The organism is Xanthomonas prunicola (genome assembly GCF_002846205.1).
GTDB lineage: Bacteria > Pseudomonadota > Gammaproteobacteria > Xanthomonadales > Xanthomonadaceae > Xanthomonas > Xanthomonas prunicola.
The window spans coordinates 360,825-381,077 of the sequence record NZ_PHKV01000001.1 but is presented as its reverse complement, the minus strand read 5'-3'; the positions used below and the strand labels follow the sequence as shown (position 1 = coordinate 381,077).

General features: G+C 65.4%; 23 protein-coding genes. 5 read left to right on the top strand and 18 right to left on the bottom strand.

What is annotated here, in order from left to right; genetic code table 11:
* The first annotated feature begins 47 nt into the window (after positions 1 to 47).
* Together XpruCFBP8353_RS01815 and cydB are read left to right on the top strand one after the other, a co-directional pair.
* A complete protein-coding gene (locus XpruCFBP8353_RS01815) occupies positions 48 to 1,448 on the top strand; it encodes a cytochrome ubiquinol oxidase subunit I (protein WP_101361666.1) in 1,401 nt (466 codons plus the stop codon).
* A complete protein-coding gene (gene cydB, locus XpruCFBP8353_RS01810; protein ID WP_101361665.1) occupies positions 1,448 to 2,464 on the top strand; it encodes a cytochrome d ubiquinol oxidase subunit II in 1,017 nt (338 codons plus the stop codon). Before XpruCFBP8353_RS01815 ends, cydB begins: the two co-directional genes overlap by 1 nt.
* A 60-nt stretch (positions 2,465 to 2,524) precedes the next feature.
* Here cydB and XpruCFBP8353_RS01805 read toward each other — a convergent pair whose 3' ends face one another.
* The 15 genes from XpruCFBP8353_RS01805 to XpruCFBP8353_RS01730 all read right to left on the bottom strand — a co-directional run bounded on the left by XpruCFBP8353_RS01805 (position 2,525) and on the right by XpruCFBP8353_RS01730 (position 15,668).
* On the bottom strand, positions 2,525 to 3,262 hold the full coding sequence (locus XpruCFBP8353_RS01805; protein ID WP_243391026.1) for a carboxylesterase family protein: 738 nt from the start codon (positions 3,260 to 3,262) through the stop codon (positions 2,525 to 2,527).
* A 210-nt stretch (positions 3,263 to 3,472) separates the two neighbouring features.
* Positions 3,473 to 4,834 carry a magnesium transporter gene (mgtE, locus tag XpruCFBP8353_RS01800; RefSeq protein ID WP_101361664.1) on the bottom strand — a complete coding sequence of 454 codons (1,362 nt, stop codon included), beginning with the start codon at positions 4,832 to 4,834 and terminating at the stop codon, positions 3,473 to 3,475.
* Positions 4,835 to 5,117: 283 nt separating this feature from the next.
* Positions 5,118 to 6,848: a phosphoenolpyruvate--protein phosphotransferase gene (gene ptsP, locus XpruCFBP8353_RS01790; protein ID WP_101361663.1), complete on the bottom strand. Its 1,731-nt coding sequence runs from the start codon at positions 6,846 to 6,848 to the stop codon at positions 5,118 to 5,120.
* Between the two features lie 58 nt (positions 6,849 to 6,906).
* Positions 6,907 to 7,176, bottom strand: coding sequence for an HPr family phosphocarrier protein (locus XpruCFBP8353_RS01785; protein WP_039409292.1), 270 nt, complete (start codon positions 7,174 to 7,176; stop codon positions 6,907 to 6,909).
* A complete protein-coding gene (locus tag XpruCFBP8353_RS01780) occupies positions 7,169 to 7,561 on the bottom strand; it encodes a PTS sugar transporter subunit IIA (protein ID WP_101361662.1) in 393 nt (130 codons plus the stop codon). Before XpruCFBP8353_RS01780 ends, XpruCFBP8353_RS01785 begins: the two co-directional genes overlap by 8 nt.
* A 496-nt stretch (positions 7,562 to 8,057) precedes the next feature.
* The gene (gene rapZ, locus XpruCFBP8353_RS01775; RefSeq protein ID WP_162300915.1) at positions 8,058 to 8,930 is read right to left on the bottom strand and encodes an RNase adapter RapZ; all 873 of its coding nucleotides are present in this window, start codon (positions 8,928 to 8,930) and stop codon (positions 8,058 to 8,060) included.
* Positions 8,927 to 9,877: an HPr(Ser) kinase/phosphatase gene (hprK, locus tag XpruCFBP8353_RS01770; protein ID WP_101361661.1), complete on the bottom strand. Its 951-nt coding sequence runs from the start codon at positions 9,875 to 9,877 to the stop codon at positions 8,927 to 8,929. The genes rapZ and hprK overlap by 4 nt, the downstream gene beginning before the upstream one ends.
* A complete protein-coding gene (locus tag XpruCFBP8353_RS01765) occupies positions 9,874 to 10,332 on the bottom strand; it encodes a PTS sugar transporter subunit IIA (protein ID WP_101361660.1) in 459 nt (152 codons plus the stop codon). The genes hprK and XpruCFBP8353_RS01765 overlap by 4 nt, the downstream gene beginning before the upstream one ends.
* 21 nt (positions 10,333 to 10,353) lie before the next feature.
* Positions 10,354 to 10,671, bottom strand: a complete 318-nt coding sequence (hpf, locus tag XpruCFBP8353_RS01760; protein WP_005913379.1) for a ribosome hibernation-promoting factor, HPF/YfiA family — start codon at positions 10,669 to 10,671, stop codon at positions 10,354 to 10,356.
* 87 nt (positions 10,672 to 10,758) lie between these two features.
* Positions 10,759 to 12,198: an RNA polymerase factor sigma-54 gene (locus tag XpruCFBP8353_RS01755; protein WP_101361659.1), complete on the bottom strand. Its 1,440-nt coding sequence runs from the start codon at positions 12,196 to 12,198 to the stop codon at positions 10,759 to 10,761.
* Positions 12,199 to 12,238: 40 nt separating this feature from the next.
* Positions 12,239 to 12,958: an LPS export ABC transporter ATP-binding protein gene (lptB, locus tag XpruCFBP8353_RS01750; RefSeq protein ID WP_008572666.1), complete on the bottom strand. Its 720-nt coding sequence runs from the start codon at positions 12,956 to 12,958 to the stop codon at positions 12,239 to 12,241.
* On the bottom strand, positions 12,958 to 13,521 hold the full coding sequence (lptA, locus tag XpruCFBP8353_RS01745) for a lipopolysaccharide transport periplasmic protein LptA (RefSeq protein WP_101361658.1): 564 nt from the start codon (positions 13,519 to 13,521) through the stop codon (positions 12,958 to 12,960). Before lptA ends, lptB begins: the two co-directional genes overlap by 1 nt.
* Positions 13,499 to 14,074: an LPS export ABC transporter periplasmic protein LptC gene (gene lptC / locus XpruCFBP8353_RS01740; RefSeq protein ID WP_101361657.1), complete on the bottom strand. Its 576-nt coding sequence runs from the start codon at positions 14,072 to 14,074 to the stop codon at positions 13,499 to 13,501. Before lptC ends, lptA begins: the two co-directional genes overlap by 23 nt.
* Positions 14,071 to 14,619, bottom strand: a complete 549-nt coding sequence (locus XpruCFBP8353_RS01735) for a KdsC family phosphatase (RefSeq protein ID WP_101361656.1) — start codon at positions 14,617 to 14,619, stop codon at positions 14,071 to 14,073. The genes lptC and XpruCFBP8353_RS01735 overlap by 4 nt, the downstream gene beginning before the upstream one ends.
* 47 nt (positions 14,620 to 14,666) lie before the next feature.
* Positions 14,667 to 15,668 carry a KpsF/GutQ family sugar-phosphate isomerase gene (locus XpruCFBP8353_RS01730; protein WP_101361655.1) on the bottom strand — a complete coding sequence of 334 codons (1,002 nt, stop codon included), beginning with the start codon at positions 15,666 to 15,668 and terminating at the stop codon, positions 14,667 to 14,669.
* 53 nt (positions 15,669 to 15,721) lie between these two features.
* Between XpruCFBP8353_RS01730 and XpruCFBP8353_RS01725 the strand changes: the two genes are divergently transcribed.
* From XpruCFBP8353_RS01725 to XpruCFBP8353_RS01715, 3 genes are all read left to right on the top strand, one after another.
* Entirely contained in the window at positions 15,722 to 15,949 is a 228-nt protein-coding gene (locus tag XpruCFBP8353_RS01725; protein WP_019301635.1) for a BolA family protein, read from the top strand.
* Between the two features lie 241 nt (positions 15,950 to 16,190).
* On the top strand, positions 16,191 to 17,465 hold the full coding sequence (murA, locus tag XpruCFBP8353_RS01720; RefSeq protein ID WP_101361654.1) for a UDP-N-acetylglucosamine 1-carboxyvinyltransferase: 1,275 nt from the start codon (positions 16,191 to 16,193) through the stop codon (positions 17,463 to 17,465).
* On the top strand, positions 17,462 to 17,785 hold the full coding sequence (locus XpruCFBP8353_RS01715; protein ID WP_101361653.1) for a hypothetical protein: 324 nt from the start codon (positions 17,462 to 17,464) through the stop codon (positions 17,783 to 17,785). The genes murA and XpruCFBP8353_RS01715 overlap by 4 nt, the downstream gene beginning before the upstream one ends.
* Positions 17,786 to 17,997: 212 nt before the next feature.
* Here the strand turns inward: XpruCFBP8353_RS01715 and XpruCFBP8353_RS01710 are convergent, their stop codons facing one another.
* From XpruCFBP8353_RS01710 to purN, 3 genes are all read right to left on the bottom strand, one after another.
* A complete protein-coding gene (locus tag XpruCFBP8353_RS01710) occupies positions 17,998 to 18,681 on the bottom strand; it encodes a DUF3108 domain-containing protein (RefSeq protein ID WP_101361652.1) in 684 nt (227 codons plus the stop codon).
* Positions 18,682 to 18,684: 3 nt separating this feature from the next.
* Positions 18,685 to 19,512, bottom strand: coding sequence for a DUF3108 domain-containing protein (locus XpruCFBP8353_RS01705; RefSeq protein WP_101361651.1), 828 nt, complete (start codon positions 19,510 to 19,512; stop codon positions 18,685 to 18,687).
* Positions 19,513 to 19,577: 65 nt separating this feature from the next.
* Positions 19,578 to 20,246 (bottom strand): phosphoribosylglycinamide formyltransferase, encoded by a 669-nt coding sequence (gene purN, locus XpruCFBP8353_RS01700; protein WP_101361650.1) that lies wholly within the window; start codon positions 20,244 to 20,246, stop codon positions 19,578 to 19,580.
* Between the last annotated feature and the right edge of the window lie 7 nt (positions 20,247 to 20,253).

Genomic DNA, 20,253 nt, shown 5'->3' with positions numbered 1-20,253 from the left:
GCCTGCAGCTCGCATGCCGACGATCACTTTTTCCTGGAGGGTTCTCCATGGACGCACTGCTGTTATCGCGGATACAGTTCGGGTTCGTTATCGCGTTCCACGTGCTGTTTCCGGCATTCACCATCGGGCTCTCCAGCCTGTTGGCGTTTCTGGAATGGCGCTGGCTGCGCACGCGTCTGCCGGTCTGGCGCGAGCTCTATTTTTTCTGGCAGAAGATCTTCGCGGTGTCGTTTGGCATGGGCGTGGTCAGCGGCATCGTGATGGCCTTCCAGTTCGGTGCCAACTGGCCGGAATTGAGCCGGATTGCCGGTGGCGTGATCGGACCGCTGCTGAGCTATGAGGTGCTCACCGCGTTTTTCCTTGAAGCCAGTTTCCTGGGCGTGATGATGTTCGGCTGGGGGCGGATTTCCGAGCGCCTGCATTTCTTTGCCACCTGCATGGTGGCGTTGGGCACGCTGTTCTCCACGTTCTGGATTCTCTCGTCCAATAGCTGGTTGCAGACGCCGGCAGGCTATGAGGTGATCGACGGCATCGTGCATCCGGTGGACTGGTTGAAGATCATCTTCAATCCCTCGTTCCCGTATCGGCTTGCGCACATGACGCTGGGCTCGTTCATCACCACCTGTTTCGTGGTCGGCGCAGTGGGCGCGTGGTATCTGCATCGTGGTGTGCATCGCGACGCCGGGCTGCGCATGCTCAAGCTGGCGGTGGTGTTCGCCACGATCACGGTGCCGCTGCAGATCTTTGTCGGCGACATGCACGGCTTGAACACGCTCAAGCATCAGCCGATGAAGATCGCCGCGATGGAAGCGCACTGGCATGCCGAACCGCCGGGCGAGGGCTTCCCGCTGGTGGTGTTTGCGTTGCCCAATGCACAGGCCGAGCGCAACGATTACGAGGTGGCGATTCCGCGTCTGGGCAGCCTGATCCTGACCCACCGTCTGGACGGCAGCATTGCGCCGCTGACCTCGGTGCCGGCTAGCGAGCGCCCGCCGGTGACGCCGGTGTTCTTCGCCTTCCGCATCATGGTGGGGATTGGTTCGTTGATGCTGCTGGTGGCCTGGGTGTCTGCATTCGCGTTGTGGCGCGGCACGCTGGTGCAGTGGCGCTGGTTGCTGGCGACCTGGCGCTGGATGTTGCCGAGTGGCTTCATTGCGCTGATTTCCGGCTGGTTCGTCACTGAAATCGGCCGGCAGCCCTATGTGGTCTATGGCTTGTTGCGCACCGCCGATGCGGTGGGCCCGCAGTCTGCGCTGATGACCGCGATCTCGCTGGCGGTGTATGTGGCCGGCTATGCGTTCGTATTCGGCTGGGGCATCTGGTACCTGGTCAAGATCGGCAAGCAAGGGCCGCCCCCGCATGCCGACGCGCCGCATCTGGACCACGGCGAACACACACCTGCACGTCCGCTCTCGGCGGCCGATGCATCGATTGACGGAGCGGCATGATGGACATGACGACGGTACTGCCGGTGGCCTGGTTTGCTGTGATCGGCTTCGGGGTGCTGATGTACGTGGTGCTGGACGGCTTTGTCCTGGGCATCGGCATCCTGGCGCCGTTCCGCAAGGACGAAGCGCAGCTGGATTTGATGATGAACACCGCCGCGCCGATCTGGGACGGCAACGAAACCTGGCTGGTGCTGGGCGGGGCAGGGCTGCTGGCTGCCTTTCCGAAGGCGTATGCGGTGATCCTGTCGGCGCTGTATCTGCCGGTGCTGTTGATGGTCATGGCGTTGGTGTTCCGCGGCGTGGCGTTCGAATTCCGCTTCAAGGCGCATCGCTCGCGGCGCTTGTGGAGTAATGCGTTTGCCGCCGGTTCGATCCTGGCCACCTTCGCGCAGGGCGTGATCCTGGGTGCCTTGGTGCAGGGCTTGCCGATCGAGAACGACCGCTATGTCGGCGGCATCTGGGGTTGGTTCAGTCCGTTCGCGATGTTGACCGGCGCTGCATTGGTGTTTGGCTATGCACTGCTCGGCAGTACCTGGTTGATCCTCAAGACCGAAGGCCATGTGCAGCAACTGGCACGGCAGCTCAGCCGGCCGCTGACCATCAGTGTGTTGATCTTCATCGGCCTGGTCAGCGCCTGGTTGCCATCGCTGCAATCGCACGTGATGGAGCGCTGGTTCAATGGCGCGCACTATCTGTGGCTGATGCCGGTGCCGCTACTGGTTGCCATCGTGGGGTTCGCGCTGTGGCGTGCGACCGACACGGCGCGCTCGGATGCGCTGCCATTCCTGCTGGCGATGGGCCTGTTCGTCTTGGGCTTCCTGGGCCTGGTGCTGGGCATGTGGCCGTTTCTGGTGCCACCGGTCTACACGATCTGGCAGGCCGCCGCGCCGCCCTCGTCGCAGCTGTTTGCGATGGTCGGTTTGGTCGCCTTGCTGCCGCTGATCCTGGGCTACACGGTGTGGTCGTACCGCGTGTTCCGCGGCAAGGTCACCGCAGACAATGGCTATCACCACTGAAACGCGCTGGCGGTGTCATGCCATCGCGCGGGCGCAGCGCCCGCGCGGCGCTGCACGTTGTCAGCGCAGGTGCTGCTTGAACATCCATTCCCACATCGCCGGGTCCGCGTAAGTCGCGTCCCAGGCGTTGTGGTTGCCTTCCGGGTATTCGCTGTAACGCACATTGGCGCCGACGCCCTTCGCGGCGCGGTACAGCGCGCGGTCGTCGTGCGGCGGTACCGAATCGTCCTTGGCGCCATGGAACATCCAGATCGGTACGTGCTTGAGTTGCGTCACTGCCGCGGTGTACGGGTCCGCTTCCTTCGCCACCAGGCTGACGTACAAGGTGCGGCGCTCATCGCGCGGTGCCTTGAGCGCGCCGCAGATCGGCACGATTGCCGCAAACCGCTGCGGCTGCATCAGTCCGACTTCCCAGGCGCCATAGCCGCCCATTGAAATGCCGGTGAGGTAGGTGCGCTGCGGGTCGGCGCTGAATTCGGCGCTGGCCGCGTCCAGCGTGGCGATCGCCATGCGCGCATTGACGCCCAGCCATTCTTCGTCGTCGGGTACCTGCGGCAGCACCACAAGTGCGGGGAAGTCGGCGGTGTGTTCGCTCAGATAAGGGCCCACGCCGACTTCGGCCTGGTCGCGTCCGTTATCGCCGCGCTCGCCCGAGCCGTGCAGGAACAGCACGATGGGGCGCGGCTGCGGCACCTTGGACGCCGGCACGAACACTTGATAGCGGTACAGGCGCCCTTCCAGGTTCAGCGTGCGGGTGACGAAGTGACCGCGGCGTTCGTCGTGGTGGCGCTCAGCCATGCTGGAACACCCAGCCACCAGTAGCGCAAGGACAATGACAACAAGACAACGACGAATCACGCAGCTCTCCCGACCGATCACATGGGTGCAGTATTACCGCATGCCGGTGCGATGGCGCGTCACGTCGCGGCGATTCTTGTCGAATATTCATCTGCTTGTCGTCATTGCATGCACTGCACGTGCGCTCACCGCAATCGCAAGCGCTGCAGGTTAGGGCAGCAGTATCAACGTGGCCAGGCCAAGAAAGCTCAGGAAGCCCATCACGTCGGTCAAGGTGGTCAGGATCACGCCACCGGCCAATGCCGGATCGAAGCCCAACCGTTTCAATGTCACCGGCACCAGCACCCCGCCGAAAGCGGCGGTGAGCATGTTCACCGTCAATGCGGTGCCGATCACCAGCGACAGCATCGGCTGCCGCAACCACACCAGCACGATCAAGCCAAGCCCGATGCCCAGGCACAACCCGTTGATCAGGGCGACAGTGAGCTCCTTCTTGAGCAAGGTCATCACGTTGGACGAGCCGATCTGGCCCAGCGCCAGGCCGCGCACCATCAGTGCCAACACCTGGGTGCCGGCATTGCCGCCCATGCCGGCCACGATCGGCATCAGCGCCGCCAGCGCCACCAGTTTTTCGATGGTGCCTTCGAACCTGCTGACCACGCTGGACGCCAGAAACGCGGTGCACAGGTTGATGCTCAGCCAGATCAGGCGGCGCCGGAACGCGCGCCGCGCCGGGCTGAACATGTCTTCGTCTTCGTCCAGACCGGCCGCGCTCATGGCCTGGTGTTCGGCCTGCTCGCGGATGATGTCGACCACGTCGTCGATGGTGATGCGGCCGAGCAGGATGTTGTTGTCGTCCACCACCGGCGCCGAGATCCAGTCGTGGTCGGAGAAGCGCCGCGCCACTTCGTCGGACCCGTCGCCGACATCGATCGCCGGCTGCTCGTCGTCGATCAGCCGGTTGACCGGCGTGCTGTCTTCATGGGTGACCAGCGCAGCCAGCGGCACGCGGCCCAGGTATTGATGGCGCCTGCTCACCACGTACAGGTGATCGGTGTGGTCGGGGAGCTCGCCACGCAGGCGCAGATAGCGCAGCACCACATCCACGTTGACGTCGGCGCGCACGGTGACCACGTCCGGGTTCATCAGACGCCCGGCGGTGTCTTCCGGATACGACAGCACCTGCTCGAGCCGCTCGCGGTTTTCGCGGTCCATCGACTTGAGCACTTCGTCGATGACGGTGTCGGGCAGGTCTTCGACCAGGTTGGCCAGATCGTCGATGTCCAGGTCTTCGACCGCAGCCACGATCTCGTCCGGGTCCATGTCGGCCAGCAGGCTTTCGCGCACTTCGTCGCCGACGTGCAGCAGCACTTCGCCGTCGTCTTCTGGATCGACCAGCCCCCATACCACTTCGCGCTTGCCTGGCGGCAGCGATTCGAGCAGGTTGCCGATCTCCGCCGGCGCCAGCGTATTGACCAACCGGCGTACCGGCCCCAGGCGTCCGCTATCCAGCGCGTCGGACAGCAAGCGTAGCTGGCGCGCGGTTCTGTCGTGGCGGACGGCTTCGGCCATGCGGCTCCCCGGAAGAGTGGACGCGTCGTCAGTGAAAGACGCGGTGCTGAGTCAGCTCGGCATTATCGCTTGCACATAGTGACGAAACATACAGTGTCGCTGCGGCGTGCTTGCGCAGTGCGTGCGCGATGGCCGCAACTAGGCGGCGAGGACTGCTGAAACGTGTACGGAGCGGTTGGCGATCGGCTTCGTAGGCGGCATCGTCGAAGCGCTTATCGAGGAAGAAATATGCGGCTTTGAAGCATCAGCCACGCTGCTCACCAGGGACGTGCACTTGCAGCGATTACCGCAGCAGCCCCTGCGCATGGCCCGCCAACCACTTTTCGATGCCCTTGCGATCACGGGCGCGCAGCAATTTTTCGCCGTGCACGCGCAATTCGCCCAGATGGATGTCGCGCACCGCGCGGCGCACTTCCAGCAAGGTCGCCGGATGCAGGCTGAATTCGGTGAGCCCTAACGCCAGCAGCATCGGCACGAAGCGCGGGTCGCCAGCGATCTCGCCGCACACTGCCACCGGCTTGCCGTAAGTGCGCCCGGTGGCGATCACCTGCGCGATCAAGCGCAGTACCGCCGGATGCAATGGCGAATACAGTTCGCCCAGTGCCTCGTTGTTGCGATCCACCGCCAGCAGGTACTGCACCAGATCGTTGGTGCCGATCGACAGGAAATCGATATCGTCGATGAAGCAATCCAGCGCCAATGCTGCGGCCGGCACTTCGATCATCGCGCCGAGCGGGATGTGCTCGGCGATCTCGTGGCCTTGCTCGCTCAGCTGCGCGGTGAGCTTCTTCAATTGCTTGCGCAGCAGCAGGATTTCTTCGCGGCCGCTGACCATCGGCACCAGGATGCGCACCGGCCCGTAGCCGGACGCACGCAGGATCGCGCGCAACTGCGTCTGTGCCACCGCCGGCCGTGCCAGCGACAGCCGCACCCCGCGCAGGCCCAGCGCCGGGTTGTCCTCATCGCTAAGCGTCAAGCCGGTGCGGTCGGCCTTGTCGGCGCCCAGGTCCAGCGTGCGGATGGTGACCGGGCGGCCGCTCATGCCCAGCACGGTGCCGCGGTAGGTGTGGAACTGTTCGTCTTCGTCCGGCAGTTCGTTGCGCTGCAGGAACAGGAATTCGGTGCGATACAAGCCCAGGCCGCTGGCGCCGAGCGCATGCGCTTTTGCCACGTCTTCCAGTGATTCGGCATTGGCCAGCAGCGTGATATCGACGTTGTCGCGGGTGCGCGTGGGCTTGGAGCGCAACCGCCCAAGCTCGCGCTGTTCCTTGGCCAGCGCGCGCAGGCGCTCGCGGTAGTCGCGCAGATGTTCGGGCTTGGGATCGACGATCACTTGACCCGAGCCAGCATCGACGATCAGCACATCGCCATCTTCGATGCGCTGCACCGCATCGCTCACACCGACCACCAACGGCAGGTGCAGGCTGCGCGCCAGAATCGCGCTATGCGACAGCGCGCTGCCGGCCGTGGTGACGATGCCGACTACCCCTTGCGCCTGCAACTGCGCCAGCTCGGACGGGGCGACGTTGTCGCACACCAGGATCTCGCCAGCCACGCCCTTCAAGTCGGGCGCGCGCTTATGCAAAAACGCATGGATGCGACCGATCACGTGATCCAGATCGTCCATGCGGCTCTTGAGGTACGCATCCTCCATCCCGTCGAACACCGCCGCCAGGCGGTCGCGCTGCACGCGCAAGGCATAGTCGGCGCTGTAGCGGTGCGTGCGGATCAGCTCATCAAGGCCCTGCAGCAGCTCCGGGTCGTCGAGCAGCAAGGCATGCAGCTCGAGAAATTCGCCGACCTCGCGCGCCAGTGCGCCGTGTAGGCGATCGCGTAGCTGCTGCATTTCGCCGCGCGCCGACTCGATCGCTGCATGCAAACGCTCCAGCTGCGTCTCCACTTGATTGGCGGGCACGCGTTGTTCGGCCACTTCCAGCGTGTGGCTCTGGCGCACGCGCGCGCGGCCAAGGGCATTGCCGCGTGCAGCGCCATGTCCGCGCAGGCGCAGACTCATGCGCGTGCCTGGCGCAGCGGCGCCGTGTCGGTCGCACTGGCACCGACGCCGCGCATGCTCAGCTGTCCTCGTCGAAACGACGCTCGAACAACTCCACCAGGGCCTGCAAGGCCTGCGCTTCGTCTTCGCCGTCCAGCCGCACCACCACGCTGGTGCCTTGGCCTGCGGCCAGCAACATCACGCCCATGATGCTCTTGGCATTCACCTCGCGGCCCTTGGCTGCCAGGGTGGCGTTGCTGCGATAGGACGACAGCGTCTGCACCAGCTTGGCGGTCGCCCGCGCATGCAGTCCGAGTCGGTTGGAAACTATGAGTTCGCGTTCAAGCATCGTCGATGATCGCTCCATTGCGAGTACCGGCCGCCGCAGTGGCGGGCAGCTCCTGCAATCCTTGTTCGGGGTAGTTCATCACGCGCAGCAGCATGGGCAGGCTCAGTGCGGACACCCGGCGAACCGGTGTGCCCAGCTTGGCCAGGCGATTGGCGAGATTGCTGGGGCTGGCGCCGTACAGGTCGGTCATGACCAACACGCCGTCGCCGCTGTCGACCCGACGCATCGCTGAAGACGCATGGGGTAGCAAGGCGTCCAGATCTGCATCGAACGGCACATCGAATGCTTCGGTCTTCAGCGGCAACTGCCGCAACAGCCCCGTGGCCACGTTCAATAACGCGGCGCCGATGCCGGGATGAGTAATGAGGAGAATGCCACAGGCCATGCCGAAACGTTAACAGGTCAGCATGACTGCGCGATAGCGTCTGCTGACACAGATGCGTCGCGAACTGAATAGCCGTTTAGGACCGCTGCAGACACGCGGCTCCATCTGCGGCGCTTCGGTCTTGCTGCACTGTTGTGCGGATCCGTGACGTGCGCAGCGTCAGCGATGCGGCCCAGATCGCAAGCGAACGCTGCCATTCGCGCGGTGACGGACAGGGCCGTGTGGTCATGCAGTGCGCAACGCCACCACCGCGCGTGTCGTGCAGCGCTGCATAGCGCGTGGAACAAAAACGCCAAGTTCCTCAGGGCGCCAGTGATTCAGTCGCGTCGACTGCAGCGTTGTCGCCTTTCGCTGCACCCATCACATGCAAGCCATTGGCAACCAATCGCGACTTAAAAAGGCGTTGCGAGAGTGCCTCCTAAACGTCGGTGCAGTACGCGCAGGTCGCAGGGTGCCGCTGCAACGCATGCCCAATCCCAACTCCCGAATCCCCGCCTCAGTCCTGCTCGCGGTGAAACGTCGCCACTTCCGGCCAGCCTTGGTCACGTGCGTGCCGGGCCATGCGTTCGGCCATGTAGACTGAGCGGTGCTTGCCGCCGGTACAACCGAAGGCAATGGTCACGTAGCTGCGGGTGTCATTGCGCAGCCGCGGCAGCCAGGTATCGAGCAGATCCACGATCTGCGCGCTGTAGCGCTGCACGTCTGCTTCGTTGTCCAGATAGCCGCGCACGCCGGCATCGCGGCCGGTGAGCGGGCGCAGTTCCGGGTCCCAGTGCGGATTGGGCAGCACGCGCGCATCGAAGACGAAATCGGCCTCGGCCGGGACGCCGCGCTTGTAGGCGAACGATTCGAACAACAGCGACAGCCGGTCGTTGGAGCCCAGCGCGAATTCGGTGACCACGCGGCGGCGCAATTGATGCACGTTGAGCGTGCTGGTGTCGATGATGGCATCGGCCTGCGCACGCAGGGGCTCGGTCAACTGACGCTCGCGGGTGATCGCTTCCGGCAGCGCCAGGCCCAGATGGCTCAGCGGATGGCGGCGGCGGGTGTCGGCGTAGCGCTTGATCAATGCCTCGTCGCTGGCATCGAAAAACAACAGCCGCGCTTCGATGCCATATTCCTGTGCGGCCTGGCGCCACTGCGCCAGCTGGGTCAGGTCGCTGCGGCTGCGCACGTCGATGCCCACCGCCAGGCGCTGGTCGCCGATGGGGTTGCCACGCAGGCGGCTTTTGACGAAGTCCGGCAGCAGCTCGACCGGCAGATTGTCCGAGCAGTAGTAATCCAGATCTTCGAAGGTCTTCAGCGCGACCGATTTGCCCGAGCCGGACAGCCCGCTCACGATCATCAGCGTGGAGGGCGCGATACTCATGGCGTGCGTCGCTCCAGCAGGTTGCTATGGCGGGCGATGAACATCGCTGCCGGGTCGATGCCCTTGGTGCGCAGGATGTGCAGGCGGGTCGCCGCCTCGGTCAGCACCGCCAGGTTGCGACCGGGCATCACCGGCAGCGTGATCAGCGGGACGTCCAGATCCAGCACATGGCGGCTGCCGGAATCGCCGGTCAGACGCTCGTAGCCCGATGGCGTAGGTTCGGTCATCGGCCGGGTCAGATGCACGATCAGGCGCAGGTATTTGTTTTTCTTCACCGCGGTGTCGCCGAACATGTCGCGCACGTTCAACACGCCCAGGCCGCGCACTTCCAGCAGATCCTGCAACAGTTCGGGGCAGGTGCCGTCGAGTACGTCGGGGGCGATCTGGGTGAATTCGGGCGCATCGTCAGCCACCAGCCGGTGCCCGCGGCTGAGGAGTTCCAGCGCCAGTTCGCTCTTGCCCGAGCCGGCTTCGCCGGTAATCAGCACGCCGATCGAATAGATCTCCATGAACACGCCATGCAGCGTGACCCGCGGCGCCAGCGTGCGCGCCAGATGGTAGGAGAGGTGGTTGAGCAGTTCGTGGCCGCGCTTGGGCGAGATCCACAGCGGCGTATTGGATTCGTCCGCCGCCGCGCGCAGGTCTTCCGGGCACGACTGGTTCTTGCTGATCGCCAGCGCCAGCGGTTGGACCTGGATGATCTTTTCGATGGTTTCCCAGCGCTGCCGCGCATCCAGCGAGTCCAGCCAGGCCAGTTCTTCGGTGCCCAGGATCTGCACCTTGTTGGGATAGATCACATTGAGATAGCCAGCCAGCGACGGGCGCCGCGCATTGTTGCTGCCGGCCTGGATCTCACGGTGCTCGCCCTTCTTACCGGCGATCCAGCGCAGAGCCAGCTTGTCGCGCTGTTGGTCGAACAGTTCGCGTGCGGTGATGCTGGTATTCATGCCGCGCTCGCCTGCGGTGGTGGCACGTCGGTGAGCAAGGCCATCAGCGCATCGGCGTTGGGTGCGGCGCGCAGCCGCTGACGGAAGTCGGCATCGGAGAACCGTTCGGCCAGCTCCGATAGCAGCATCAGGTGCTGGTGGGTGTAGTGCGCCGGTACGGCCATGGCGAAGATCAGGTCCACTGGCTCGTCGCCGCCGAACGCTACCGGCGTGTCCAGTCGCAGCAAGGCGCCGCGTGGCTCGGTGAGGTTGGGGCAGCGCCCATGCGGAATGGCGATGCCGTGACCGATGGCGGTACTGCCCAGGGCCTCGCGCTCGCACAGGTTGGCGTAGAGCTCGTCGGCGCCGGCCTGACGGCAGGACAGCAGATCGGCGGCGGTGTGCAGGACGGTGTCGCGATCGGCGGCCGGCGACACCACGGTGCGCACGGCCGCCATCAGATCGGTTAAAGGCATGAGGGCATCAAGCGGGAAGCGTCATGCGGGATTGTCGCGCACCTCGCGGGCGTGGTGGTTACATTTCTTTTCTTTGTGCTTGAGCACCAGGCGGTCGAGCTTGTCGACCAGCAGGTCGATGGCCGCATACATGGTGGAGCCGCTGGCATCCGCGTGCAGGGTGCGTCCGGGAAGGTTGACGGTGGCGACCACGTGGTGGTCCGGCTTGCGAACGGCCAGCTGCGTTCGGACTTCGCAGTGCTGGTCGAAATGGCGCTGCAGTCGCTGCAGCTTGCTTGCCACGTACTCCCGCAGGGCGGGGGTCACTTCAAGCTGGTGGCCATACGTCTCGATGCGCATCGGATACCTCCATTGGTCGGTGGGCCAATGAACCGTTCCGGTGATCCGACTAACCCGGCGCAGGCCGGCGTTGCGGTGGCTGCAACGTCAGGCGATGCGTACGCGTTCGTGGGAGGCGGAAATGTTCATGGCCTCACGATACTTCGCAACGGTGCGCCGCGCCACTGGTACGCCGGATGTTTTCAGCAGATCGGCCAGCTTGGCGTCGGACAGCGGTTTGCGCGGGTTTTCCGCGTCGATCAGGCGCCGGATCATGGCCTGAATGGCCGTGCTGGAGGCCTCGCCGCCACTGTCGGTGTCGATGCCGGAGGCGAAGAACGAACGCAGCGCGATGGTGCCGCGCGGGGTGCGCACGTATTTGCGGGAGATGGCGCGGGAAATGGTGGATTCGTGCAGGCCGAGCTCGCCGGCGATCTCGCGCAGGGTCAGCGGGCGCAAGGCCTGCGCACCGAACTCCAGGAATCCGGCCTGATGCTGCAGCAGGCAGCGCACCACCCGCAGCAGAGTCTCGCCACGCGCCTCCAGGCTCTTGAGCAGCCAGCGCGCTTCCTGCAATTGCCCGCGCAGATAGCCTGCGTCGGATTCGCCGCAGCTGCGGATCAGGTTCTCGTAGCCGCGGTGGATGGTGACCTTGGGTTGCGAACGGCCGGCCAGCGATGCGCGCCAGACCCCGCGCTGGCGCCAGATCACGCAGTCGGGCACCACGTAAGTGTCCTGCGACAGGTCGCCGATCTGTTTGCCCGGGCGTGGGTCCAGCGAGCGCACCAATTGCACCGCCTGTTCGACATCGGCAGTGGAGCGCTTGAGCTCGTGGGCCAGGCCGGCCACGCCGCTACGCGGCAGCCGTTCCAGCGGGCCGGCGACGATCTGCAATGCCAGCTCGCGGCCCGGGGTGGCCGGGTCGAGCACGGCCAGTTGCAGCGCCAGGCATTCACCCAGCGTGCGCGCCCCCACGCCGACCGGGTCGAAGCGCTGGATCTGGTGTAGGACGGTGAGCACGTCGGCTTCGTCCACCACCGCGCCCAGCGCCAGGGTTTCGAGAATGGCCGACAGTGGTTCGCGCAGGTAGCCGTCTTCGTCCAACGCGTCGATCAGCATCGCGCCGATCTGGCGGTCGCGTGGCGACAGCGGTGACAGATGCAGTTGCCACAACAGATGGTCGGCGAGTGTTTCGGATTCGGCGACGCGCTCGGCGGCATCGCCGGACTCGTCGTCGTCGAAACTGCCGCCGCTGCCCGAGCCGGTCCACTGCAGTTCGTCCTGCGACCAGTCGTCGTCGCGCTCGGCAGGCGCGGCTTCTTCGCGCTGGGGCTCTTCGGTTGACGCGGACGGCGAGGATTCCACCGCCGTGTCGCTGGCCGCGTGCGCGGCTTCGTCGGCCCATTCCAGCAGTGGATTGGTTTCCACTGCTTCGGCAATTTCCACTTCCAGCTCGGTGGTGGACATCTGCAATAGCTTGATGGCCTGACGCAATTGCGGCGTCATGACCAACTGCTGTCCTAGCGATGTCTGAAGCCGGGCTTTCATGCGGGCACTGACTGGAAAAATCGATGGCGCGGCGACGCGCTCAAAGGCGGAAAGTTTCCCCCAGATACACGCGACGGACGTCGGGATTGGCTAGCAACGTGTCTGGTGCCCCCTGCGCCAGCACGCCCCCCTCGGCGAGGATATACGCGCGGTCGCAGATTCCCAAGGTCTCGCGCACGTTGTGATCGGTGATCAACACGCCGATGCCGCGCTCCTTGAGGTGGATGATGATGCGTTGGATCTCGCCGACCGAAATCGGGTCCACGCCGGCGAAGGGTTCGTCCAGCAGCATCATGCGCGGCTTGGCCGCCAGCGCACGCGCGATCTCGCAGCGGCGCCGCTCGCCGCCGGAGAGGCTGGCGCCGAGCTGGTCGGCCACGTGGGTGATCTGCAGTTCTTCGAGCAGCGAGACCAGTTCCTTCTCGCGGCCGGCGTTGTCCAGTTCCTCGCGCAGTTCCAGCACCAGGCGGATGTTGTCGGCCACGGTGAGCTTGCGGAAGATCGACGGCTCCTGCGGCAGATACCCCACGCCGAGCTTGGCGCGTGCGTACATCGGCTCGGCGGTGAGGTCGCGGCCGTCCAGTTCGATACGGCCGGCATCGGCTTCGACCAGGCCCACGATCATGTAGAAGCAGGTGGTCTTGCCGGCGCCGTTGGGGCCGAGCAGGCCGACCACTTCGCCGGCCTCGAGCGTGAGGCCGAATTCCTTGACCACTTCGCGTTGCTTGTACTTCTTGCGCAGACCGGTGGCGACCAGCATTACTTCTTCCCCTGCGGCTTGGCTGCGGGCGGCTTGGCGGCAGGTGCCGGAGCAGGCGTCGTCGCCGCAGGCGCTGCGTTCTTGGGCTGAATGATGGTGCGCACGCGGCTGCCGTCGCCGCCGCTCTGCATGTTGCCGGTCTTGGTGTTGTAGACCATGCGCTGGCCGGCATTGGTGCCCTTGGGCGAATCGACCTTGTAATTGCCGGTCAGGATGATGATCTCGTCGGCGACCTTGTATTCGATGTTGTCGGCCTGGCCGTGCATCATCGCGCCGTCGTCCATCTCCTGCTTGAGCGTGGCCTGCTTGCCGTTGAGCACCACGCGATCGGTCTGGCCGTTCTTCTGGAAGATATCGGCGGTGTCGGCGTGGATTTCCAGCGTGCCCTGAGTGATCACCACATTGCCGCTGAAACGGCACTTGCCGCTGTCATCGAGCATGTTGCAATCGTTGGCATTGGAGTCGATCGCCATCGGCTGGTTGCGATCGCTGGTCTTGGCCATCGCCAGCGCAGGCAGCAGCAGTGCGGCAAACGCCAGTTTAGCGGGCAGCATTCGGTTCATAGCGTGTCTTGACCTGAGAAAGGAGCTTGTACTGGCGTGATTTGAGGTCGGCTTCAAAGCCGACGCCGCTCTGCATGATACCCGGGCGGGTCATGGTCACCGGCGCGTCGGTCTTGGCGATGTTCTGTTGCGGGAACACGTCCAGGCTTTGGGTGCGGAACGTGGTCGGCGGGGTTGCGCCGCCGGTTGGGCTGTCGCCCTCGACATCGCCGCGCAAGCGCAGTTGGGTGCCGTCCGGGTTGACCCACCCCGTCTTGGAACGCAGGGTCCACGGCAGATTGGCGTTGTCGGGCATCAGGAACACCGGCGTGGTGATGTCTGCGGTCTGGTCGGCACGATTGCGGTGCATTTCCGGCGCGCGCAGCGTCATCGACTCCTTGCCGCTCTGCTTGTCCAGGGCGATCAGCTCGAAGTCGCGCAGGATGTAGTCCGCGCCGGACTCCTGCACGGCCGCGGCGGTCGGGCGCGCGCGCTGCTTCCATGCCGACCAGCCGGAAATCACGGCGGCGGCGAACAGCACCACGCCCAGGGTGGTGCGCCAGTTCCAAGTCATGCCGAAAACCCTTCGATGATGCGCTCGATCTGGCCTTGCGCAGCCAGCACCACATCGCAGACTTCGCGCGCGGCACCTTCGCCGCCACGGGCGCGGGTATGCCATTGCACACGCTCGGCGATCCAGGGATGTGCGTTGGCCGGCGCCACCGGCAGGCCGACGGCGAGCAGGGCGGGCAGGTCGGGCAGGTCGTCGCCCATGAACAGCACCTGGTCCAGCGACAGGCCGTGCTCCTGGCACAGTGCCAGCACTGCCATGCGCTTGTTCTTCACCCCGATCTGCACGTGCAGGCCCAGATCCTGGCCACGCTTTTCCGCCGACAGACTGGCGCGCGCGGTGATCAGCGCGACATGGATGCCAGCCTGGTCGAGCTGCTTGAGACCCTGGCCGTCGAGCACGTTGAAGGCCTTGCTCTCATTACCGGCGTGGTCGTAGTACAGGCGACCGTCGGTCAGGGTGCCGTCGACGTCGAAACAAGCCAGGCGGATACGCGCTGCGCGTTCGATCAGCTCGGCGGGAAGGTGCTGCAAAGGAGAATAGGGCATCGGCACGAATCGGTAAGAACGGGGTCCGGCGGTTGAAACTGAACCTGTTAAACCACCTTGGCGCGCAACAGGTCGTGAATGTTCAATGCGCCCACCGCGCGCTGCTGCGCATCGACCACGATCAGGCCGTTGATCTTGTAGTCCTCCATCAGCCGCGCGGCCTCGGCGGCCAGCTGGTCGGCGCCGATGGTGCGTGGGTTGCGCGTCATCACCTGCGCGATGCCGGCGCTGCGCACGTCGATGTCGCTGTCCAGTGCGCGGCGCAGGTCGCCGTCGGTGAACAGGCCGATCAGGCGGTCGTCGGCATCCACCACCGCGGTCATGCCCAGCCGCTTGCGGCTCATTTCCATCAGCGCCTCGCTCAGGCTGGCGTCTTCGCGCACACGTGGCAGGTCGTCGCCGGCATGCATGACATCGGTGATGTGCAGCAGCAGGCGCCGGCCCAGGCTGCCTGCCGGGTGCGAGCGGGCGAAGTCGTCAGCGGTGAAGCCGCGCGCATCCAGCAGGGCGACCGCGAGCGCATCGCCCATCGCCAGCGAGGCGGTGGTGCTGGAGGTGGGCGCCAGATGCAGGGGACAGGCTTCGGCCGACACGCTGACGTCCAGGTGTACGTCGGCGGCTTGCGCCAAGGTGGAGCTGGCGCGGCCGGTCATGGCGATGATCGGATTGCCCTGGCGCTTGAGCACCGGCAGCAGCATGCGCACTTCGTCCGATTCCCCGGAGTACGACAGCGCCAGCACGATGTCGGCCTCGGTGATCATGCCCAGGTCGCCATGTCCGGCTTCGCCCGGGTGCACGAAGAATGCCGGGGTGCCGGTCGAGGCGAGGGTGGCGGCAATCTTGCGCGCCACATGGCCGGACTTGCCCATGCCGGTGGCGACCACCCGCCCGCGCGAGGCCAGCACCAGGCGGCAGGCCGCCGCGAAGTCGCTGCCGATGCGGGCGCCCACGCTGGCGAGCGCCTCGCGCTCGATCTCCAGCACGCGCTGGCCGCTGGCGACCAGGCTTGTGTCGCTGACGGTGGCGGAAGGCAGGTGCGAGACAGCCATGCGGAACTCGGGTGAAGAGTAGAATGTGCGCTCATTTTATGAGGAAACGCCCTGTGGACGCCGAAACCATCCGTAAACTCATCGAATCCGGCTTGCCCGAAGCCCGCGTCGACGTGCACGGCGACGACGGCGTGCACTTCGAGGCCACCGTGGTCAGCCCTGCATTCGTCGGCAAGGCACCGTTGGCGCGGCACCGCATGGTCTATGCGACCCTGGGCGAGCTGATGGGCGGGGCGATCCACGCGCTGCAGCTGAAGACGCTGACGCCTGAGGAAGGCTGAGCACGTCGTCTGCGCTTGCTGTCAGGCGGGCTGGACCAGGGCTGGAATTCGCACGCACTCTGACTCATTGGCTGCCCGCGCTCGCAGTCCACGAGCACCCGGTCACTGGCGCCAGCGCGTTCCACGCCCTAGCCGGCGCCGTTTGATCTGTCCGTCGTGTGCCACGTCCTTCCAACCCAAGCCGAAACGCTCTCACCTCATCCCCCGACACACCTTTCATTTTCGGATTTCTTAGATTCCCATGGCAAAAATCGTAGTGACCGGCGGCCAAGCGCTGCAGGGTGAAGTCAATATTTCCGGCGCCAAGAACGCAGTGCTGCCGATCCTGTGCGCGACCCTGCTGGCCGACGCGCCGGTGGAGATCAGCAACGTCCCGCATCTGCACGACGTGATCACCACGGTGAAATTGCTCAGCGAGCTGGGCGCCGAGGTCACCATCGACGAGGGCACCCTGGCCAAGGGCCGCTCCATCCTGGTCGACCCGCGCTCGGTGACCCACCAGGTCGCACCCTATGAGCTGGTCAAGACCATGCGCGCCTCGATCCTGGTGCTCGGCCCGCTGCTGGCGCGCTACGGCACCGCCGAAGTGTCGCTGCCCGGCGGCTGCGCGATCGGCTCGCGTCCGGTCGACCAGCACATCAAGGGCCTGCAGGCACTGGGTGCGGAGATCAGCGTGGAAAACGGCTACATCAAGGCCACCAGCAAGGGGCGTCTGAAGGGCGGCCGTTACGTGTTCGACATGGTCAGCGTCACCGGCACCGAAAACGTGCTGATGGCCGCCGTGCTGGCCGAAGGCACCACGGTGCTGGAAAACGCGGCGATGGAACCGGAAGTCACCGACCTGGCCGACTGCCTGATCGCACTCGGTGCGCAGATCGAAGGCGCCGGCACGCCGCGCATCGTGGTGCAGGGCGTTGAGCGTCTGGGCGGCGGGCACCATGCGGTGCTGCCGGATCGCATCGAGACCGGTACCTTCCTGGTCGCTGCGGCGATGACCGGCGGCAGCGTCACCGTCCGCCGCGCGCGTCCGGACACCCTGGATGCGGTGCTGGACAAGCTCACCGAGGCCGGCGCCACCATTACCACGACCGCCGACAGCGTCACCCTGGACATGCAGGGCAAGCGCCCGCGCGCGGTCAACCTGACCACCGCACCGTACCCGGCGTTCCCCACCGACATGCAGGCGCAATTCATGGCGCTGAACTGCGTGGCCGATGGCGTTGGCGTGATCAACGAAACGATCTTCGAAAACCGCTTCATGCACGTCAACGAGCTGTTGCGTCTGGGTGCGGACATCCAGGTCGAAGGCCATACCGCCATCGTGCGCGGTGCCGAGCGTCTCAGCGGCGCGCCGGTGATGGCGACCGACCTGCGCGCCTCGGCCTCGTTGATCCTGGCCGGGCTGGTGGCCGACGGCGACACCACCATCGATCGCATCTACCACCTGGACCGTGGCTACGAAAACATCGAGGAGAAGCTGGGGGCGCTGGGCGCGACCATCCGGCGCACCGCATGATCCTGCGCGGCCGTTTCACCCCCCGGCGCAAGATCCTGCTGGGCGTGATCGTGCTGATCCTGGCGTGGCTGGCCTACGCCTGGAGCGTGGGCATGGCCATCACCCAGGGTGTCGAGTTCAAGGACATGGACTGGAACAACGACGGCACCGCCAGCCGCGACGAAATCGCGCAATCGTTCTATGCGGTGGCGGTCAAGAAGACCGTCGAAGGCAAGCGCCATTGCGACCTGTTCTATTGGCGCAGCACCGGCGAGCAAATCCGCGTGGACTGCCGCACGGTGTTCTCCAGCGGCGATGACAAGGCGGCGGCCAAGCCCTGAGGGTCGAGCGTTTCTGCGTGCTGCGGAGATTCCGCCGCACGCCGATCGGAAGGAAGAAGCCCGGCTCGCAGCCGGGCTCTTCATCGCTGCCGCAGGCAGGATGCCTGTCGAGCAGGTTCCCGTGCCCTGTTAGGAGCGTGCCCGCGCGCGACGGGCGTTACCCATAAAGCACCGTCGCGCGCAGGCACGCTCCTACCAGGCGCGCCTGGCGCTTAGCGCAGGCCCTTGATGGTCAGATCCAGCGCGTCCTGGCCCTTTTCTTTCTGCAGCAGGCGCGCCGGCACCGGCAGATCCTTGACCACCCACGCAATCAATTCCTTGTCGCCGTCCACGCGCGACACCTTGGTGGCTTGCTCCTGCTTTCCGTTGACGGTGATGGTTTCCTTGCCGACCACCTTGTAGCTCATCGGCTTGATGCGGCCTTCGTCCACCATGCGGTAGTTGAGCGGCTTGCCGGCGGCCAGATCGCGCGTGATCGCAAGGTTGATCAGCAGCGCATCCATGTCGCCGGGCTGCAGTTTCACCGGGCCGCGGCGGTCTGGCTTGATGTCGCCGCCCCAGGTTGCCTGATTGGTCTTCCAATCGTAATCGGCGGTGACGTTACGGCGCTTGACCATCATCGACGAAGTGTCGTTGCTGCTCACCGGGCGCAGTTGGCCGTTGGCCTCTTCGAACACCGTGCTCTGGGTCAGGTTGGCCAGCTGGTTCTGGATGGTGAGCGTGTAGCGCCACTTATTCGCGCCGGCAGCGGCCAGGGTCATGGTGCCATTGGCCTGCATGCCCATGTAGTTGGCCGAGTAGTCGGCCTGGAATGGCTGCATGGCGAAGGCGGGTAGGCTGGCCATCGCCAATGCGGTAGCGGCGATCACGGCGCTGGTACGGGAGAAGATTTTCATCGCTTAGGCTCCTTGGTATTCGACCAGGCGTAGATCGATCTGATCCTCACCTTTGTCACGTTGCAGGATGCGCACCGGAGTCGGGACTCCGTTCGCAATCCAGAGGATGGTTTCGTTGTCGCCGCTGTTGACGCGGTACACGCGCAGAGCGTCGTAGCTCAGATCGCCCACCTGCACGACTTCGGTGGCATCGGCCGCGCGGTAGTCGTATTTGCGCACCTTGCCCACATCGACATAGCGATAGCTCAGGTTGCGCCCGGGCTGCGCATCGCGCATCAGCGACAGGTTGAGCGACAGCGCGCTTTGGTCGCCGTGCTGCAACGGAATCGGCTGCTGCCGATCTTCCTTCAGATCGCCGTTCCACTGCGCAGTGCCCGCTTGCCAGTTGTAGACGCCGGTGACCTTCTTGCCGAAGAACATCGCCTTGCGCACCGTGCTCTGGCTCAGCGGCACATACGTGTCGCCATCGACGCGGAACACGGTGCTCTGTTCCAGGTTCAGGCCCAGGATGCTGGCGAAGCCCTTACGGCCACGCACTGACATGTCGATGCGCCACTGGCTACCTTCGCCGTGGCTGACCTGCATGGTGGCATCGCCGGCCTCCTTGCCACGGTAGAACGCCTGGTAGGTCGCCACGAATGGCTCTAGCGACGGCGGTGTCCAGGTGCTCGCGGGCAGGGCCGCTGACGATGCCGGCGCAGCGGCAGGGGCCGCAACCGGAGCAGGCGTCGCTGGTGCGGGCGCGGTGGGCGCTTGTTGCGCACGGCCAGTGCCAGCCTGGGTGAGGAGGGCGACGGTCAACAGCGCGGCGGCGATCGGGATGACGTTCATGCGCTGTTAGCGGGCACGGGGGCCGCAAGGATGTCCGAGACGGGATGAGGGGAACGTATCCGCATTCAGGCGAACGCGATGTCTGCGGACTCTAGTCGTAGTGGCGTAAACAGGCACTGACCGTCGATAAGCACGGCATCGCCCTGCACCGCGACGCGGCCACTGGCGAGCAGCTCCAGCGTGGCCAGCAGCAGCGGGTGCTCACGGGCCAGCACGCGCGCGGCCAGTTGCTCGGCGCTGTCGCCGGGCAGCACCGGGACGCGCGCCTGCGCGATCACCGTCCCCGCATCTAGCTCCGGCACCACCAGATGCACACTGGCGCCATGCTCTGCATCGCCGGCCTCCAGGGCGCGTGCGTGCGTCTGCAGGCCGCGGTATTTGGGGAGGAGCGACGGATGGATGTTGAGCATGCGCCCGGCGAAGCGACGCACCAGCGGCTCGCCCAGAATGCGCATATAGCCGGCGCAGATCACCCAGTCCGGTTGCGTCGCAGCGATCGCATCGCCGAGTGCGGCATCGAACGCCGCGCGGTCGGAGAAATCGCGCGGGCTGGCGCTCCAGCGCCGCGCCTGCGCGACCTTCTGCAACGCTGGCGCCTGCGGCCGATCGGAAAACACCCCGACCACTTCGGCATGCAGGCGCCCACTGGCGATCGCATCGACAATGGCCTGCAGATTACTGCCGCGGCCGGAGGCCAGCACGGCCAGGCGCAGGCGGGCGTCAGGTGCGTGCATTGAACAA